This window comes from Taibaiella soli (assembly GCF_003236175.1).
In the GTDB taxonomy this organism is placed as follows: domain Bacteria; phylum Bacteroidota; class Bacteroidia; order Chitinophagales; family Chitinophagaceae; genus QKTW01.
This window is the reverse complement of the sequence record NZ_QKTW01000022.1, coordinates 364,894-382,113: the sequence shown is the minus strand read 5'-3', so window position 1 is coordinate 382,113 and position 17,220 is coordinate 364,894. Positions and strand designations below refer to the sequence as shown.

14 protein-coding genes are annotated in these 17,220 nt (G+C 43.8%); 7 read left to right on the top strand and 7 right to left on the bottom strand.

Annotation, left to right across the window (positions count from 1 at the left end):
• Nucleotides 1-359: 359 nt before the first annotated feature.
• Together frr and DN068_RS17450 are read left to right on the top strand one after the other, a co-directional pair.
• A complete protein-coding gene (gene frr, locus DN068_RS17455; RefSeq protein WP_111000213.1) occupies nt 360-923 on the top strand; it encodes a ribosome recycling factor in 564 nt (187 codons plus the stop codon).
• A gap of 77 nt (nt 924-1,000) precedes the next feature.
• Entirely contained in the window at nt 1,001-1,966 is a 966-nt protein-coding gene (locus DN068_RS17450; RefSeq protein ID WP_111000212.1) for a sterol desaturase family protein, read from the top strand.
• A 97-nt stretch (nt 1,967-2,063) separates the two neighbouring features.
• Here the strand turns inward: DN068_RS17450 and DN068_RS17445 are convergent, their stop codons facing one another.
• Both DN068_RS17445 and DN068_RS17440 read right to left on the bottom strand, forming a co-directional pair.
• A complete protein-coding gene (locus DN068_RS17445; RefSeq protein WP_207799006.1) occupies nt 2,064-3,617 on the bottom strand; it encodes a peptide MFS transporter in 1,554 nt (517 codons plus the stop codon).
• Nucleotides 3,618-4,474: 857 nt separating this feature from the next.
• Nucleotides 4,475-6,385, bottom strand: a complete 1,911-nt coding sequence (locus DN068_RS17440; RefSeq protein ID WP_207799005.1) for a peptide MFS transporter — start codon at nt 6,383-6,385, stop codon at nt 4,475-4,477.
• A gap of 103 nt (nt 6,386-6,488) precedes the next feature.
• Here DN068_RS17440 and purD point away from each other — a divergent pair, with 103 nt between their 5' ends.
• The 4 genes from purD (at nt 6,489) to DN068_RS17420 (ending at nt 10,243) form a co-directional block, all read left to right on the top strand.
• Nucleotides 6,489-7,763: a phosphoribosylamine--glycine ligase gene (gene purD / locus DN068_RS17435; RefSeq protein WP_111000299.1), complete on the top strand. Its 1,275-nt coding sequence runs from the start codon at nt 6,489-6,491 to the stop codon at nt 7,761-7,763.
• A gap of 76 nt (nt 7,764-7,839) precedes the next feature.
• Nucleotides 7,840-8,352 (top strand): hypothetical protein, encoded by a 513-nt coding sequence (locus DN068_RS17430; protein ID WP_111000211.1) that lies wholly within the window; start codon nt 7,840-7,842, stop codon nt 8,350-8,352.
• A 44-nt stretch (nt 8,353-8,396) separates the two neighbouring features.
• Nucleotides 8,397-9,338 carry a thioredoxin-disulfide reductase gene (trxB, locus tag DN068_RS17425; RefSeq protein ID WP_111000210.1) on the top strand — a complete coding sequence of 314 codons (942 nt, stop codon included), beginning with the start codon at nt 8,397-8,399 and terminating at the stop codon, nt 9,336-9,338.
• A 236-nt stretch (nt 9,339-9,574) separates the two neighbouring features.
• On the top strand, nt 9,575-10,243 hold the full coding sequence (locus tag DN068_RS17420) for a hypothetical protein (RefSeq protein WP_123985394.1): 669 nt from the start codon (nt 9,575-9,577) through the stop codon (nt 10,241-10,243).
• Between the two features lie 16 nt (nt 10,244-10,259).
• Here the strand turns inward: DN068_RS17420 and DN068_RS17415 are convergent, their stop codons facing one another.
• On the bottom strand, nt 10,260-10,616 hold the full coding sequence (locus DN068_RS17415) for a response regulator (RefSeq protein WP_111000208.1): 357 nt from the start codon (nt 10,614-10,616) through the stop codon (nt 10,260-10,262).
• 166 nt (nt 10,617-10,782) lie between these two features.
• Here DN068_RS17415 and DN068_RS17410 point away from each other — a divergent pair, with 166 nt between their 5' ends.
• Nucleotides 10,783-12,339 (top strand): sensor histidine kinase, encoded by a 1,557-nt coding sequence (locus DN068_RS17410; RefSeq protein WP_111000207.1) that lies wholly within the window; start codon nt 10,783-10,785, stop codon nt 12,337-12,339.
• Between the two features lie 79 nt (nt 12,340-12,418).
• Here DN068_RS17410 and DN068_RS17405 read toward each other — a convergent pair whose 3' ends face one another.
• From DN068_RS17405 to DN068_RS17390, 4 genes are all read right to left on the bottom strand, one after another.
• Nucleotides 12,419-13,513 (bottom strand): DNA alkylation repair protein, encoded by a 1,095-nt coding sequence (locus DN068_RS17405; protein ID WP_111000206.1) that lies wholly within the window; start codon nt 13,511-13,513, stop codon nt 12,419-12,421.
• Between the two features lie 164 nt (nt 13,514-13,677).
• On the bottom strand, nt 13,678-14,097 hold the full coding sequence (locus tag DN068_RS17400; RefSeq protein ID WP_111000205.1) for a hypothetical protein: 420 nt from the start codon (nt 14,095-14,097) through the stop codon (nt 13,678-13,680).
• Nucleotides 14,098-14,418: 321 nt separating this feature from the next.
• Nucleotides 14,419-15,417 (bottom strand): alpha/beta hydrolase, encoded by a 999-nt coding sequence (locus DN068_RS17395; RefSeq protein ID WP_243630300.1) that lies wholly within the window; start codon nt 15,415-15,417, stop codon nt 14,419-14,421.
• Between the two features lie 374 nt (nt 15,418-15,791).
• Nucleotides 15,792-17,210, bottom strand: a complete 1,419-nt coding sequence (locus tag DN068_RS17390) for an efflux transporter outer membrane subunit (protein WP_111000204.1) — start codon at nt 17,208-17,210, stop codon at nt 15,792-15,794.
• Between the last annotated feature and the right edge of the window lie 10 nt (nt 17,211-17,220).

Below are 17,220 nucleotides of genomic sequence, written 5' to 3'. Positions count from 1 at the left end.
GTTCATGTTTGGGCAAACGCGAACACCGAACGACAATTACTTATGTTTGTCATGCCGGCGGAGGAGGCATCCCACGTTATATTGATTTATTCACAGGAGGTCAACTGTCCTTTGTCATCTGTTTTAATTTTTTGTTACCGGCGACTTCGCTCCGTTTAAACATCGTTGCGTCGCTCCGTTCATCGACAGTAATACTATCAGGCATCTATTCTGACCACCGGGAGACTTCATTTAAATTATACCCACCGTTTTGACTTTCGAATATTTAATTTTGAATTGAAACAGAAATTCAATTTTTTAATACATTCCTCTATTACAGAACATTTTTTACATTTGCCAACTGCAAAATAACATACGTTATGACCGAGGCATTAGAAAGTTTAATTGACGACGCCGGAAAAGCGATGAAGAAGGCCATTGGCCACCTTGAAGTAGAACTGACGAGAATCCGTGCCGGCAAAGCCAATCCGCAAATCCTGGATGGCATTTATGTAGAATATTATGGCGCTCCTACCCCGCTTCAGCAGGTAGCGAACGTTACCATCCCCGATCCACGTACTTTCTCCATCCAGCCATGGGAAAAAAATATGCTCGGCCCGATCGAAAAAGCAATCATCGCCTCCAACATCGGTCTGAACCCTCAAAATGATGGTCAGATTATCCGCCTGTACCTGCCGCCGCTTACAGAAGAGCGCCGTAAGGAACTGGTGAAAAAAGTGAACGGAGAAGGCGAACAAGGCAAAATCACCGTGCGTAACCTCCGCCGCGATGCGATCGAACAGATCAAAAAATTGCAGAAAGACGGACTGAGCGAAGATGTGGCAAAAGGCGGCGAAGCCCGGGTTCAGGGCTTAACCGACAAATACATTGCCCTGGTGGACGAGCACTGTAAAGAGAAAGAAAAAGAAATCATGACTGTATAACAGAACAGCCCACCGAAAAGTGGGCTTTTTTATTTTTATCGTAATTTGTAACTGATATAAATTAGCTCTACCCGCTAATGAACGAGCTCCAAAAAAATATTCTGCTCATTTTATCTATTCCTATCTATGCAATACTGATCCCATTAGAATTGCTACTCAGTCATTTGCATGGATGGAAATTTTATGGCTGGAAAGAAACAGCCATGAATGTCTATCTGAATCTGGTAAATGCCGGTATCGATCTGCTGCTGCGCGCATTTGCCCTTGGTGTGTTATTGTTTTTCTTTAAGTTTCACATCGTTTCAGACTGGAACCCAGTTGTTTATTGGGGTATGCTTTTCCTTTGCGAAGACGTACTTTTCTGGTTGGAACATTTTGTAGATCACCGCGTGCGTTTCTTCTGGGCAGTACACGTGACACATCACTCTTCCGAAGAATACAATCTGACTACCGGTTTTCGTTCGTCGGTATTGATGCCGTTTTATCGTTATCTGTATTTTATTCCGCTGGCCCTGATCGGCTTCAAACCGATTGATATCATTTTCATGTACGCGCTTACGCAGACTTACGGCATTCTGGTGCATACACAGGCTTTGCGCAAATTCCCGAAATGGGTGGAATACATTTTCGTAACACCGTCGCACCACAGAGTACATCACGCCAGCAATATTCCTTATCTCGATAAGAATATGGGCATGGTCCTCATCATTTGGGATAGAATATTTGGCACTTTCATCAACGAACTTCCAGAAGAGCCGCCACATTATGGACTCACCAAACCACTGGAAAACGCGAATCATCCGATAAAGATCATTTTCCACGAATGGCAGGCATTGGGCCAGGATCTGAAAAAGCCGATGTCTTTTGGAAATAAACTCAGATATCTCTTCCATCCACCGGGCTGGAGCCACGATGGTTCTACCATGACGAGCAAACAGCTACAAACGATCTGGAAAAAAGAAAAAGAAGCAAGAGATAAACGTCCGAAACAAAAGTTTGCATTCAGGACCGAACATTCGAAGCAGACGAATGACCGTCCATAAATGGTAAACCAAACAAAAACTACTTTGCATAATAAAAGGTCTTCCCTCGGGAAGACCTTTTATTATAGCATGGCTTTTGACCATTGACGATTTACATCTATTCTTTCACTTCAGACATCAACTTCCGAACTATCGGCGAAATCGCCAACAACAATACTGCCGCAATCAACGCATAAATTGCCAGTTGCTTGTAACCCGTTGTGTAAGAAATCAGTTTTTCAGTAAGCGTGCCACCTTCTTTAGTAGCAGCCATACCGGCACCGAGAATACCCGCAGCATACTGTCCATAGGCGCTCGCAAGAAACCACATACCCATCATAACACCCTGCATTGGTTTCGGAGATAATTTAGTCATCAGCGACAAACCAATTGGTGATAAACACAATTCGGCTATCGTCATCACCAAAGTTGCCATCGCGAAAACATTGAGCGAGGTTACACCATTTGCATCAGCAAAGAAGCGGTTGTAATAGAAAATGTAAAACGCCGCCGCGAGGAATAAAAAGCCGATACCAAATTTAACTACTGCATTCGGTTCTGATTTCTTCTTCGCCATACGCAACCACAACAAACCAACGATTGGACTGAGCGAAATCACGAACAGCGAGTTCACTGCGTTATTAACGACGTTTGGATCAATGTTAATACCCAGCAGTTTATGGTGCAGGTTATCCGCAGCAAATAAACTCAGCGATCCACCGCTTTGTTCGAAGAATGCCCAGAACAAAATAGAGAAAATGATAAAGACCAGTGCCGCCGCAAGGTTTTTACGCTCTGCTGCAGAATATTTACTCATTTCATAAAACACGTAGATCAACGTTGCCGGCCCGATAATGTACATGAAATAATCCGTGTACTGCGTATTAGAAACCATCGCCAGAATAGCAGGGATTGTCAGTAAAGAACCACCATATACCATCCATTCGTAGAGCTTACCATTCTTTTTCTTCGCCACAGCTTCTGGTTGTAATCCAATTGGACCCAGCTGTTTTTTTGTAAGCAGGAACGTAACCAATCCTACAATCATAAAAATGCCGGAAAGCGCAAATGCCCAATGCCACGAATGGTATTTACCAACCCAAACGCAGAGACCACCGCCAAACAACGCACCGATATTGATACCCGAATAGAAAAGTCCGAACCCTGCATCACGCCGTTCGTCACCCGAACGATATAACTGTCCGACCATCGTACTAATGTTCGGCTTAAAGAAACCGGTACCAATAATTATAAAGCAAATACCGAAATAGAAGAACTTCTCCGGATCAAAACCTAAGATGAAACTACCAACAATCATCAGCATACCGCCCCAGAAAAGGGATTTCCGGAAGCCGAGAATTTTATCGGCAAACAAACCGCCAATGAACGTAAAGGCGTAAACAAATGCCTGAATGGCACCATATTGCAGATTGGCATGTGCTTCCGCTTCTGATTTTCCGATGTGTTGTATTTTTTGCAACAGGATCTCGGAAATGAAGACGGTGAGCATGCCGCGGTTTCCATAAAAGCAGAAACGTTCCCACATTTCCACGAAAAACAACGACCAGATCTGTTTCGGATATTTCCCTTCGAAGCTTTGAATGTCTTTAATGGAAGGAACGATATCGGCACGATCGGTCTCGTGCATGAGTATGTCTGTCTCTTTTTGCATTGATTGCTTTTGATTTCGAATGGCCAATTTACAATTTACTCGCTATTTCTGTACCCCCCATTTTTTCACGCCGTTTAAATTTCACGCAAAGGCGCAAAGTTTTTCTCTCACGGCGCTCGCAGCGGCACAAAGCTTGAGTTATGAGCAATAGGTTTTCACGCTGAATATTGATTATCGCCTCTGCGTCTTAGTGCCGCCGTGAGAGGTATTTGCGCCTTTGCGTGAAACCAACATTTTCAGTCCTTCGACTCCGCTCAGGGTGACAAAAAAAGGTTACCTCGCGAGAGGCAACCTTTTTCTATAATCAGTCGGAAGACTTTACGTCGTCGGACTGTATTAGCGGCGCAAAGTTTTTCTCTCACGGCGCTCGCAGCGGCACAAAGCTTGAGTTATGAGCAATAGGTTTTCACGCTGAATATTGATTATCGCCTTTGCGTCTTAGCGCCGCCGTGAGAGGTATTTGCGCCTTTGCGTGAAACCAACATTTTCAGCCCTTCGACTCCGCTCAGGGTGACAAAAAAGGTCGCCTCTTGCGAGACAATCTTCTTCTATAATTAGTCCGAAGACTTCAAATCCCTGACTGTATTAGCGGCACAAAGAACCGCCCCGCCAATGTTTAAAACACAAACATAGCGCCGTTGAGATCGCCGCGAGAGACCATATGCTCCTTTGCGAGAAAGATCCCGATGCAATCGGACGGAATTGTGCAGACACGGATGGCCCTTCGGAACATCCGCGCCAGCGATTGGCCTTCGACTCCGCTCGGGGTGACAAAAAAAGGTTACCTCGCGAGAGGCAACCTTTTTCTATAATCAGTCGGAAGACTTTAAGTCGTCTGACTGTATTTAATTTATTTACTAGCGTACGCCGTGCATCATTTTCTTCAGGATCGGAGAAATAGCTGCAAGGATTACAGACGCAATACCACAAAGCACTACGAATACCATAAAGAATTCAAACAGGCTGTGGATCGTAAATCCTGCAAATTTCGGATACTCGATATGTACTATTTTATTTGAAGCGATTTTGTCGAGGTCAGCTTGTGCAGGCAATGTCAGTTGTTCTGGTTTCACTACTGCATTTTTATCTGCTTTCTTCAGCTCGTCAATTGTTTTATTGTTCGCATCAATCACTTTTTGCAGCTCAACATTATTTGCTTTCGCTTTTTCACCATCGATCTTCGCAATATTGAATTGTGCGAGCAGGAAGAGGTCTTTACCAGTTGGCTGTACTTTTTCATCGAGAACATCACCAAGGTTTACACCTTGTGTTTCTGCAGTTTTGTATTTATCAGTTGTTGGCGGAAGGATTGAACCCAGCGTACCAGCCAATGCGTAACCAGCAGCGTTCGAGATAAAGAACACACCGTACAACAGAGAAGCAAAACGCTTAGGAGCCAGTTTACCTACCAGCGACAGACCAATTGGAGACAGACACAGTTCACCACAAGTCTGAATGAAGTACAGGAGAATCAACCATTTTACACCCAGCATACCACTGGTGCCGAGGCTTTTTACATTGTTAGCGATGATAAAATAGCTGATAGCGATCAGCATCAGACCCATTGCCTGTTTAAATGGAGATACCGGTTCTTTGCCTTTTGCACGCAGTTTGTCCCATATGATACTGAACGGAACCGCCAGTACAACTACGAATACACCGTTAAAGATCTGCACCATTGACGCAGGCATCAACCAGCCGAAGAAGTGACGGTCTGTCTGATTGTCCGCGATAAATGTAAGTGAAGAACCAGCCTGCTCAAATGCAGCCCAGAAGAAGATAATAAAGAAGGATACGATATAGATTACCAGGATACGGCTTCTTTCTACGCTTGTGAGCGATTTATCAGAAAGAATCAAACCTGCCAGTGTAATACCGCTTGAGTATACCAATGAATAGATAACGTTTTGTCCGAATGCCATTTTGAAAACAGCAACCAAAGCCACAAATGCAACTACAGCGCCAATCAGTGCACGGCCTGTAAAATGCGTAGATTGAGCTTCACCTTCTTCGAAGTCTTCTTTAGAATTGTTTTTAGGCAAGCCACCAATCGGACGACCTTCAGGTGTTACTACATATTTGTTTTTCAGAATAGCGAACAGAACCGTACCCAGTACCATTGCCATAGACGCTGCAAGGAAGCCCCATTTGAACGCGTGGATATCACGAACGCCGTTAGCATCTTTTACGTCGCCAATAATCGGACAAATAAACTGACCGAAGAATGCGCCGAGGTTGATACCCATATAGAAAATGGTAAATGCCGAATCGAGCTTGGTTTTTTCTTGTTTCGGATACAAGCTGCCCACCATTGAAGAGATGTTTGGCTTGAAGAACCCGTTACCGAAAATGATTACGCCGAGACCTGTCCACATAATAGTAGTGGCAGTACCGACATTATTATCGAATGTAGAAGCACTAAAGAAAAGAAGGAATTGACCGAGTGCCATTAAGCTACCACCGAGCATAATACAGTTACGGTTACCCAGAAATTTATCGGCGATGAAACCACCGAGCATCGGAGTCAGGTAACACAGCGCGAGAAAACCACCATAAATGATAGAAGAATCAGATTCCTGAAAACGGAGCGAGTTGATCAGGAACAACGTGAGCAAAGCACGCATCCCGTAAAAGTTGAACCGCTCCCACATTTCCGTCCCGAATAAAACCCAAAGGCCCTTCGGGTGGCCTGACTTCGCTGGTGCCGCTGCCACATCGATCGGTTGATCGAGCGTCAGTTCCGCTTCTTTTGCATTTTGAATCGACATTGGAATAAAAATTCGTTTTTGTTGAATTGCGAAAGATAGCTAAAAATTTTTACCCCAAAAGGGGCAAAATTTGTCGTTCTTTGCAGGCTCAATGGCAAACAGTATGAATATCCTCCTTCTTGGTTCGGGTGGCCGCGAGTGTACGCTGGCATGGAAACTGAAACAAAGTCCGCTCTGCAAAGAGCTTTACATCGCTCCCGGCAACGCAGGCACCGCTTCTTATGGCACTAATATTTCTATATCTGTAAATGATTTTGAAGCCATCAAGACTTTTTGTCTTGAGAACAAAATCGATATTCTTTTCCCGGGTTCTGAAGATCCGCTGGTAAATGGCATTTACGATTTCGTAAAAAACGACGAACAAATAAAACATATTATTGTTGCCGGTCCTTCGAAAGAAGGCGCGCAACTGGAAGGCAGCAAAGCGTTCTCCAAAAAATTCATGGAGCGTCACAATATTCCAACAGCGGCTTATCGCGAATTTAATGACGCTAATTTCGACGAAGGTGTGGCTTATCTGAAACAACACAGCCTGCCAATCGTACTGAAAGCGGATGGCCTGGCTGCAGGTAAAGGTGTAGTAATTGCGCAAAGCACCGAAGAAGCGCTGGAGACTTTCAATTCCATGATTAAGGAAGCGCAGTTTGGCGATGCAAGTAAAAAAGTAGTCGTTGAACAATTCCTTGATGGTATCGAATTATCCGTTTTTGCGATGAGCGACGGTACCAATTATATTATATTACCAGAAGCGAAAGATTACAAACGCATCGGCGAAGGCGATCAGGGTCCGAATACAGGCGGCATGGGAGCCATCTCTCCTGTTCCGTTTGCACAAGGCGAATTCATGCAGAAAGTCATTGACCGCATTGTAACGCCTACGGTAAATGGCCTGAAAGCGGAAAACATCATCTATCAGGGTTTCATTTTCTTCGGTCTGATTAAAGTAGGCAATGATCCATATGTGATCGAATACAACTGCCGTATGGGTGATCCGGAAACAGAAGTGGTAATGCCACGTCTGGAAAACGATCTGGTTGCACTGATTCTGAAAATGAACGACAACGAACTCAATGAGGTGACGGTAAAACACAGCGCAAAAGCCGCGTGTACAGTAATGCTCGTATCAGAAGGTTACCCGGGCGATTATCCAAAAGGCCGTGAAATCCGCGGTTTTGACGATGTTGAAAACAGTATTCTCTTCCATGCCGGCACGGCGATGAAGGATAATGAAGTCGTAACAAGCGGTGGCCGTGTAATTGCGATTACTTCTTATGGTAATACTATCCAGGATGCGCTGGCACAATCTTACGAAAACGCCGACAAGATCAACTACGAAGGAAAATACTTCAGAAGAGATATTGGATACGAGTTCAATTAACAGTTGACAATGGACAGTTGACAATGATCTTATTATAACTTAATATAAAAAAGGTTCGCTTTGCGAACCTTTTTTATTGTGCGCTGCACAGAACTTCTATATCGATGTGCTGAACTCCGACGTTGAACCTCCGAATGCGGACGTTGAAGTTCCGAACTCCGACGTTGAACCTCCAAACTCCGACGTTGAGGTTCTGAACTCCGATGTTGAACCTCCGAACTCGGACGTTGAGGTTTCAAACATGAACGTTGGTACTAAAAGAGTCGACATTGACACTAAAAGCATCAACATTGATGCCCGGAACTTCGACGTCGAAGCTAAAAGAGCGAACGCTGATCCTTTTAGCATGAACGCTGATGCTCTGAGCATGGACGTCGACACTAAAAACCCCGACATTGATGCTCTGAACATAAACATTGAAGCTCAGAGCATGGAGCTCGACTCTTTTAGCATCGACGTTGATACTAAAAGAGTCAATTTGACAGCCTATAAAAAACAGAAAGCTTCTACACTTGTTTCTCCCAAAAAACAAAGAAACGACATACCGCTATCAAGAGATTCTTTCCCGGAGGATTTGCTGCATCGGTAATTCTTTCGCATTTTTACCGGATTAAATAAACTTTTGTAAGAAACATGGCTGAAACTGAAAAAGTCCACTGCCTCATCATAGGCTCTGGACCGGCTGGATACACTGCAGCAATTTATGCATCACGCGCGAATTTAAAACCTGTATTGTACCAGGGTCTGCAACCGGGTGGACAGCTGACCATCACTACCGAAGTAGAAAACTATCCCGGCTATCCGGAAGGGATTATGGGTCCGCAGATGATGATCGATTTTGAAAAACAAGCACAACGTATGGGTGCGGATATCCGCTGGGGAATGGCTACCAAAGTTGATTTCTCCCAACGTCCTTATAAAGTGGAAATTGATGAAGAAAAATGGATCGAAGCTGATTCTGTTATCATTGCAACCGGCGCTTCTGCTAAATGGCTCGGTCTGGAATCAGAACAACGTCTGAACGGCCACGGTGTCTCTGCCTGCGCGGTTTGTGATGGCTTTTTCTTTAAAGGACAAGATGTGGCAATCGTAGGTGCAGGTGATACAGCTTGCGAAGAAGCACTTTATCTTTCTAAACTGTGTAAATCAGTACACATGCTCGTTCGCCGCGGCGAAATGCGCGCCAGCAAAGTAATGCAGGATCGTGTACTGGCAACTGAAAACATTACGGTTTACTGGCATTCTGAAACTGCTGAAGTACTGGGTGATAAAATGGTGGAAGCAGTACGCATCCGCAATATTCAAACCGGTGAAGAAACTACAGTTCCGGTAAAAGCATTTTTCGTGGCAATCGGTCACCAGCCAAATTCAGATTTATTTAAAGGGTTGCTGGACATGGACGATCAAGGTTATCTGATTACTAAGCCAGGTTCATCCAAAACAAATCTTGAAGGTGTATTTGCCTGCGGCGATGTTCAGGATAAAATCTATCGTCAGGCGGTAACTGCTGCCGGCAGCGGTTGTATGGCTGCGCTGGATGCAGAACGCTATCTGGGTGAAATGGGCTTGCATTAATGAAATTACAAGTTCGAAGTTGTACGTTTTAAGTTGTACGACTATAAAAGCATAGAGACGTTGCATACGCAGCGTCTCTTCTTTTTTCTGCTCTTAGCCCAAACTCGCTGGCTTTTGGTTTTGAGCCTGAGGTTTACGCTTTGAACTTATACCTTAATGCGTACAACTAATAACTTAAAACTTATAACTTACAACCGCGAAAGACCGGTGGCGCGGTATTTGCAATAACCCGATATATGACAAGACTGATTGCGTGTTTACTTTTCTTTTTGTGTATCTCTTACCTCAATTTTGCCCAAAGTCACACCACGAACAACTACCTGCTCAAAACCGACACCACTTATATCCCCGTCAGCAAAAACAGCACAAAGTACAAACACCTTAAAATTACTTATGACAGCACGCGTATATACCATATGCGCGCGGCAAAAGCTGATTCTGTAAAACGATCGCTGGTATTGGTTTCCGGAACCAGTCAACCCGGCGGTGTGCCACTGCAGATAAAGATTTCCTGCGCCAAAAATGTAGTCTACGACATTGCAGATCTGCGTTTGTATATTACCATTACCAACAAAAGCTACCACGCGCAGCGTTTCCTGTTTGACCGGCCTATTCCCGCATCCGGCGGTATCTGGGCGGAGCAATGTGTCATTACAAATGCGCAGAACCGCACCGTCACGAAAAATAATTCCCCGGAAATTCCAAAGCAACCCGTTAAAGACCTGGAGCGTTATTATTATAATCTGGGGCCGGGAGAATGGATTATGAAAGGTTATCCAGTCAATACATTAGCCGTTTTTGATGAAGCTCAGTTAAAAAAAGGAAAACTACCGCCGGGCCGTTATAGCCTGCAGTTGTATATCCACAATAATCCATCTAACGTTGTAAATTTTATAGTACGATAAAACGCTAAACTTTAAGCTATTTCGGTAAGCAATTGTTTACCATTTCCCTCAATGCATTGATGTTAAATGGTTTCTCCAACGCAAAATCGGCGCCCGCATCTGCGGCAAGTCGCTCTATAGCCGGACTTGCAGACAACATAATTATCGGAATATCGCTGGTTTCCTTATCGTTTTTGAGGAACCGGCACACATCAAGACCATCTACACCAGATAATTGCTTATCCAATAAAAAAAGATCAGGGCGCTCGAATTCATGGTTGAGTACTGGCATTGCATCACTGTAGAAAACAAGCTGGTACTCATTTTCATTTAATATGGCCCCGTATGCATCCCTGAGCCCAGGGTCGTCGTCAACAATGATAATTCTTTTCATGAAACGCTTTGTGATTGCTACACTAAAATCGCACCACTATCAACACAAGATAAAAATCACTCTTTATTTTTGGACGAAAATCATTAATTTAGTTAGCACTCGCATCCATTTTCGGTTAAAAAAACTGGCATGATTTTTTAACTTTTCTTTTATAACACCTCGCACCATGATCATCAACAATCTCCGTCTGTCGAACGACACCGACGATACGATCTATAGTGGATTATTTGATGAACTGGAGCAGGCCACACAAACCGCCAGTTGGATTTATTACATTAACTCACACGCCATATCTTTTTCCGCCAATTTCCCCAGATTATTCGGCTTGCCCGCCGAACATATGGAAGGACTAACTGATCTGCTGCCGCTCTTAGATGAAAAAGGACAAGAAGCACTTCGGGAAACGATCCTTAGCATGGAGGAAAATCAAGAAATACCAATGGCCCTCTATCATGCTGTGTTGGGAAATAAAAAACTAAAACTGAAACAATGGGGTACCAGCAAAGTGGACTCGGAGGGTGAGCCGTACCTTGCGGGTTTTCTTTCCGTTGAAAAAAGCGATGAGTTTGCGCCAGGCGCAATGCAGGAAAAAAACCAGCAACTGCATTTAGCAGCAATGGTCAATGACGCGAGCATCGACAGAGTTCTCGCACTGGATGCAGACTTTAATATCATTGCCTGGAATAGAATGTGCGAATTGGTTTCGGGTATTCCACGTGAAAAAGCAATTGGCACTAATTTTCTGAATCTGTTTCCCGACGATCAAATAAAAAAAAGCCTGCGCCCACTGCTGCTGCAAACGTTAAAGGGATTTAAAACCTTTTTGCCTGCCGATCATTCGCCTTATACCGGCGGCTATTACGAAAATCATTTTATTCCGCTGCGGGATAAAAACGATGATATTGTGGGGGTACTCAATGTGATTCACGACGTAGCCCATCGCGTAAAAGCGGAAAATGAACTGAAAAATCTGAATAAGGAACTGGCAATAAAGAACAATGAATTAAAACAAAAAAATATCGAATTGACTTCGCTCATGCACATCGCGAGCCATGATATTAAAAATCCGGTGCGAAAAGTGCATTCGTTCGTGAATATGATTGTCAACAGTGAAGACAATATTTCCGAAACTAATATTTCTTATCTGAAACGCATTGAAAAATCGATCTCTCATATCGCCGCGCTGACGGATGATATGCTGTCCTTTATCAATCTCGGGAATGACGAAAAAGAAGTTGGCGAAGTGAATCTGAACCATGTGCTGCTTTCTGCCAAACACCGCTTGTGGAATATCGTAGAGCAAACCCATGCCGTTATTGAGTCGGAAAAACTACCGGTCATCAACGGGCAACGATTATTGCTCACTACGCTACTCTACAATATTATCAGCAACGCAATTAAATTTCAGAAACCGGGTAATCAACCACGTATCAGCATTAGCAGTCAATATCTGCCCGGAAGCGAAATTCAGCATCCGGAAGCTCTTGCAGCAGCGCAGTATCTATGTATTAGCATCGCCGACAACGGAATTGGCTTCGAAGAAAAAGTAGCGGAGAAAATCTTTATGATGTTTACGGTATTACAGCCGGACACTTTTCCCGGCGCGGGAATTGGCCTGGCGATGAGCAAAAAAATTGTAGCGCTGCACCACGGCTTTATAGCGGCCGACAGCAACCCGGGCGTAGGCAGTGTCTTTTATTGCTATTTCCCGGTGAACGATTAGGTCGCGAATTTCATGATCTCTGATTTACCGCATAATTAAACCATAACAAATCAAACATCAGACGTCAGCCATCAGCGATTTATGCCAGTTCAAAATCCCCGATTGCTTTTTCTTCGCCATTAACGATAATAGAAAGCTTATGTAATCCCGGATAGTATTTGCGTGTGGTAATTGGTGCGAAACTTTGCTTGCGTGTTACAGGTTCTGTCGCTTTTGGCGCGTAATCTTTTTCGCTGATCTTGAAAACCTTCTTCGAAAGTTGCCCGTTCTGTTTTTGAAAATAAACGGCGTATTCCAATCGCACTTTTTGTTTCGTTCTGCTTTTATTGGTTACATCGAAAGAAAACTCCAGATACGCTCCCACTTTGATTTTGGAACGAATGATTTTGAAATGATCGACGAGGATATGCTTGCTATCAAGACCGTAGTGTTTCAGAATTTCAACATGACCTTGTTTTAATAATGTACGACTGCCATGTTTAATAATAGCATCTGTTTCTTTACCAATGCCCGACCATTTTTTTGCGATATCCAACACAATCTGCGGGTGATCTTTCGCAATATCGTTTAAGCTATTAGCCACACTGCGACGTACCCATTCGGAAGGATCGTTCTTCAACTGTTCCAACACCAACAATATTTTCGCCGGATCTTTTTTCAAGGCAGGAACAGCCATTGCCCATGGTAATCGCGAACGACAACCTTCACTGGCCAACCGGCGTACTTTATGATTTTCATGACTTGCCCAGCGTAGCATTTGCTCCATCATTTTATCTTCGTAACGAAGCAAAAACGGGCGCACCGCAAATTCACAGCTCACAAATTGGGTGATAAATTCAATAGCACGCACCGAAGTTTCATAATCATCTACACCGAAATGCTCCACATAATCCGGTAGAAACATGAAAGCCAGACCGTCTTCACCGATGCCATTTTCCCGAAAAGACTGAATTGATCGCTCAAAAATGCTGACTGTTTGTTTATAGTCTTTCGGTAAAAATTCGTGCAACACAACAGAAGTATGACGCATTCGCGCTTTCAATTCTTTGCTTTCAAAATCAGGCGTGAATATTTTCTTTAGAAACGACGCTTTCTTGAAGCTTGGGATCGTTGTTTCAAAAACATCGCTAATGCGATTATAGAATTGTTTGGAGTAAATATCCTTGAGCAGCATAATTCAAAAGTAAAAATTCAAAAGTCAAAACCCGAATTGTGAGTTGTAAATACGGTCACAATAACACGATCAGAACAAAATAACGAATAGCGAATGACAACAGTATGTCAGCAGGATTGCGAGATCTGATTTTTTGATCACTGACTCAAGCGTTGCACTTTATTTTAGACATCGTCAGACGTGGCAAATTTTACGGCCGTCCAAGCCAATAAAATAAGACACGCTAATGAAATGAGGAGGAGTTTTCCTATTAGCAAGAACTGCCAGAAACCGAGATCGTCGTCATTACAGTATTGGCAGGCATATACAGAGCTGAGAAAACAGTTGATGAGCAATATTGGAAAATGTACCCAGGATATATCGCCTTGTTTGAGATCATGTAGAAAATTGACTGCGTAGACAAGGAAGAGAATCAGATCAAGCTGAAACCATTGTACAATAACAAAATAAGCAATTTCTTTGCCGGAAACGATACTACCGTGCGCAGGCTCCAGCATTGTATTGGTAAAAAAGATTGCCCAGAAAACCAAAACCAGCAAGTAAATCCAATACCCCCAGCCACGATGTCTTATAACATAACTCATCACAAAATAAAGCTACGCAATGATCTAACATACTCCGGCCGACAGCTTCAATTTTAGGATAATATTAAAGAGCTCATGCCGCACTGGCACAAGCTCTTTATGAGTTCTGAAAATTAACAAGATTTATTGCTTATCCTTCGATGCCACCTTGGATGACCCGCGCGAGTGTCGCGAGATTCCTGTTTTATCGGATGATAAGATCGTTCGACTCTGCTCCGGTACGCTACATAGCATACTTATCTGGCGTAATAAATAAACGAGTCGAGCTTACTTATAATAAAGCGTTTCAGTGATGATATGAGTTTCATATTGCGTTTCATCTTAACCAAGATATTTTTTCAATTCTGCTGCTGCATGCAACACCAGAGATCTTGTAGCAGGCAATTCCGCCAAACCATTCAACATACCGAAATCGTGAATCATACCGTTGTAGCGGATAGTCGTTGCGGTCACTCCGGCTTCATCAAGTTTGCGGCCATAAGCTTCGCCCTGATCACGCAAAATATCGTTTTCAGCGACTTGGATCAGCGTTGGCGGAAGACCTTTTAACTGATCTAACGAAGCACGAAGCGGTGATAAATAAATTTCATCGCGGTCGTCAGGATTGCTTGTATACTGATCAAACATCCATTTCATGAGTGAACTAGTCAAAAAACGGTCTTCACCAAATTTCGCATAAGACTCCCAATCAAAAGACGCATCTGTAACAGGCCACATCATGATCTGCAATTTGATCTTCGGACCGTTGTTTTCCAAGGCTTTCAGTGAAGTGACAGTGGTCATATTTCCGCCGACACTGTTACCGACGATCGCCATATTACTGCCATCCACATTGATTTCTTTGCCGTTTTCAGCTACCCATTTCGTAGCAGCATAAATTTCGTCGATCGCCTGCGGATATTGCGCTTCAGGTGATGGCGTGTAGTTTACAAATACTGCAGCCATTCCACTCAGCACTACTAAGTCGCGAACCAGACGTTTGTGCGTTGGATAATCGCCAAGAATCCAGCCACCTCCATGAATGAACATAAATACAGGCAACACTTCTGTTGCACCTTGCGGACGTACGATGTTCAGTTTAATCGTAAAACCGTCGGCTTCAATGGTTTTCTCCGATTCTTCAATGCCTGAAATATCAACATTGACACTGGCCTGTGCATTTACCAGTACGTTGCGGGCGTCTTCTTTCGAAAGACTTTCGACTGGTGCGCCACCAGTATTGAGCAGACTTAAGAATGCCTTAGTTCCGCGGTCGAGATGCGGATCTGTAGCCCAATTGGCTACCTGGGTAATCGTTTGTTCCATGGTTGCATTTTCCATGTTAAAGCAGTTTTTAACGGTAAAGAATAAAGAATTTCAACCCATCCATTTCATTTAGAAGCACAGTGAATGTCCTTTCAAATCCGGCAATAACTTCCGGACGCTGCTTATTAAATCTGAAAACCGTCACAAAAATAAGGCCGTCAGGATTACGATATATTAATAAATAATTATTTGACAATAGAGGCAAAGCAGAAAGCTTGTACTTAGTTGAACGAAGCCTCTGATTTCCTTCAACAACAGGGCAAAAAAATCCCTCCCGACAATATTGTCGAAAGGGACGTTTGGGAAACACTGCTAACGTTATATCCTAACCCGCTAAAATCTAAATCCGGTCATCTAGCTCTGTTCATCTTTATTATCAATCAAAAAAACTATTTCCAGCCGCCGCCGAGCGAGCGGTACAATTCTACTACACTGCCCCGCTGCTGGCGTTTGATACTGGCCAGATCCAGCTGAGCCTGAAGGGAAGTGCTTTGTACGGCAATGACTTCCAGATAATTTGCCATACCTGATTTGAAAAGCAACTGTGCATTTCTGATTGCATGATTCAGCGTATCGACCTTTGCTAAAGCGAGCTCCTGTTGCTGATTCAGTTGTTCCACACCAGAAAGTGCATCAGATACTTCACGCACTGCATTGTAAGTAGACTGACGGAATTGCGCTACAGCTATTTCGCGTTCTTTCTTCGCTACCTCAAATTGTGTTTTCAATCGGCGTTGCTGAAAGACGGGCTGCAAAAGGCTTCCGGCAGCCGTACCAAAAAGCGAGGCCGGGATATTAAACCAGGTGCTTGCCTTAAATGCATTCAATCCGCCCTGCGCTGTAATGCTTAATGTAGGATAACGCTGTGCCTGTGCTACGCCTACTCTTGCGTTTGCAGCCATCAGTGCCATTTCGCTGGCACGAACATCCGGACGGCGACTCAACAATGAAACAGGAACACCCGCGTCAAAATTATCAACAGTCCCTTTTATATCCGTATTTTCAGCACGAACAATGGTTCCAGGCATATCACCAACCAATAGATTCAAAGCATGTTCTTGTACTATAATTGCCTGTTTCAACTGCGGTACCAAAACCGCTGCGGTTTGTTGTTGTGCGGTCGCTTGCTGTACAGCAAGTTCTGTTACTTCACCGGCAGTTTTTTGCAAACGCATCATGTGCACAATCGTATCGCTGAGCGACAGATTGTTTTGCGCTATGTTGAGTTGTGCGTCGAGCATCAGCAGATTAAAATAACCTTGCGCGATATTCGCAACCAAAGCCGTCTGCACGGCTTTCATCCCTTCATAGCTCTGCAGATAATCCGCTACCGTTGCTTCTTTCTGGCGACGAATCTTTCCCCATACATCTATCTCCCATGAAAGTCCGGCGCTGAAATTAAAATCTTCGATATGGTTCGTCCCAAGGAAATTTTCGAGACTCAACCCATTCAAACTATTTTTTGAAGGAATAGTTGTAGCAGCAGTCGCCTGCAGATTCAACGTTGGCAATAAAGAAACCTTTGCTTGCTTTACGTACTCTTTAGAGACTTCCATTCTTCTGATCGCCACCTGCAAGTCAAAGTTATCATGCAGCGCCTTATCAATCAGCGCCACGAGATTGGCATCAGTAAAAAAATGATTCCATTGCAGATCGGCCACGCTGCTGTCTGTAGCCGGCGCCTTGGCAAACTGCGTTGGCAAAGGCATCTCAGGCCGCTCGTACATCTTTCCTACTTTACAGGCCGATAAAAACACCAGCGAAAGCGCCAACAGTATATATCTGTGATTTGATTTTTTTCTTTTCATAAAACTCCTT

Bases quoted from the DNA above. Each gene is read 5' to 3' on its own strand.
- frr (WP_111000213.1), top strand. From the start codon at position 360: ATGACCGAGGCATTAGAAAGTTTAATTGACGACGCCGGAAAAGCGATG.
- DN068_RS17450 (WP_111000212.1), top strand. From the start codon at position 1,001: ATGAACGAGCTCCAAAAAAATATTCTGCTCATTTTATCTATTCCTATC.
- DN068_RS17445 (WP_207799006.1), bottom strand. From the start codon at position 3,617: ATGCAAAAAGAGACAGACATACTCATGCACGAGACCGATCGTGCCGAT.
- DN068_RS17440 (WP_207799005.1), bottom strand. From the start codon at position 6,385: ATGTCGATTCAAAATGCAAAAGAAGCGGAACTGACGCTCGATCAACCG.
- purD (WP_111000299.1), top strand. From the start codon at position 6,489: ATGAATATCCTCCTTCTTGGTTCGGGTGGCCGCGAGTGTACGCTGGCA.
- trxB (WP_111000210.1), top strand. From the start codon at position 8,397: ATGGCTGAAACTGAAAAAGTCCACTGCCTCATCATAGGCTCTGGACCG.
- DN068_RS17420 (WP_123985394.1), top strand. From the start codon at position 9,575: ATGACAAGACTGATTGCGTGTTTACTTTTCTTTTTGTGTATCTCTTAC.
- DN068_RS17415 (WP_111000208.1), bottom strand. From the start codon at position 10,616: ATGAAAAGAATTATCATTGTTGACGACGACCCTGGGCTCAGGGATGCA.
- DN068_RS17410 (WP_111000207.1), top strand. From the start codon at position 10,783: ATGATCATCAACAATCTCCGTCTGTCGAACGACACCGACGATACGATC.
- DN068_RS17405 (WP_111000206.1), bottom strand. From the start codon at position 13,513: ATGCTGCTCAAGGATATTTACTCCAAACAATTCTATAATCGCATTAGC.
- DN068_RS17400 (WP_111000205.1), bottom strand. From the start codon at position 14,097: ATGAGTTATGTTATAAGACATCGTGGCTGGGGGTATTGGATTTACTTG.
- DN068_RS17395 (WP_243630300.1), bottom strand. From the start codon at position 15,417: ATGGAAAATGCAACCATGGAACAAACGATTACCCAGGTAGCCAATTGG.
- DN068_RS17390 (WP_111000204.1), bottom strand. From the start codon at position 17,210: ATGAAAAGAAAAAAATCAAATCACAGATATATACTGTTGGCGCTTTCG.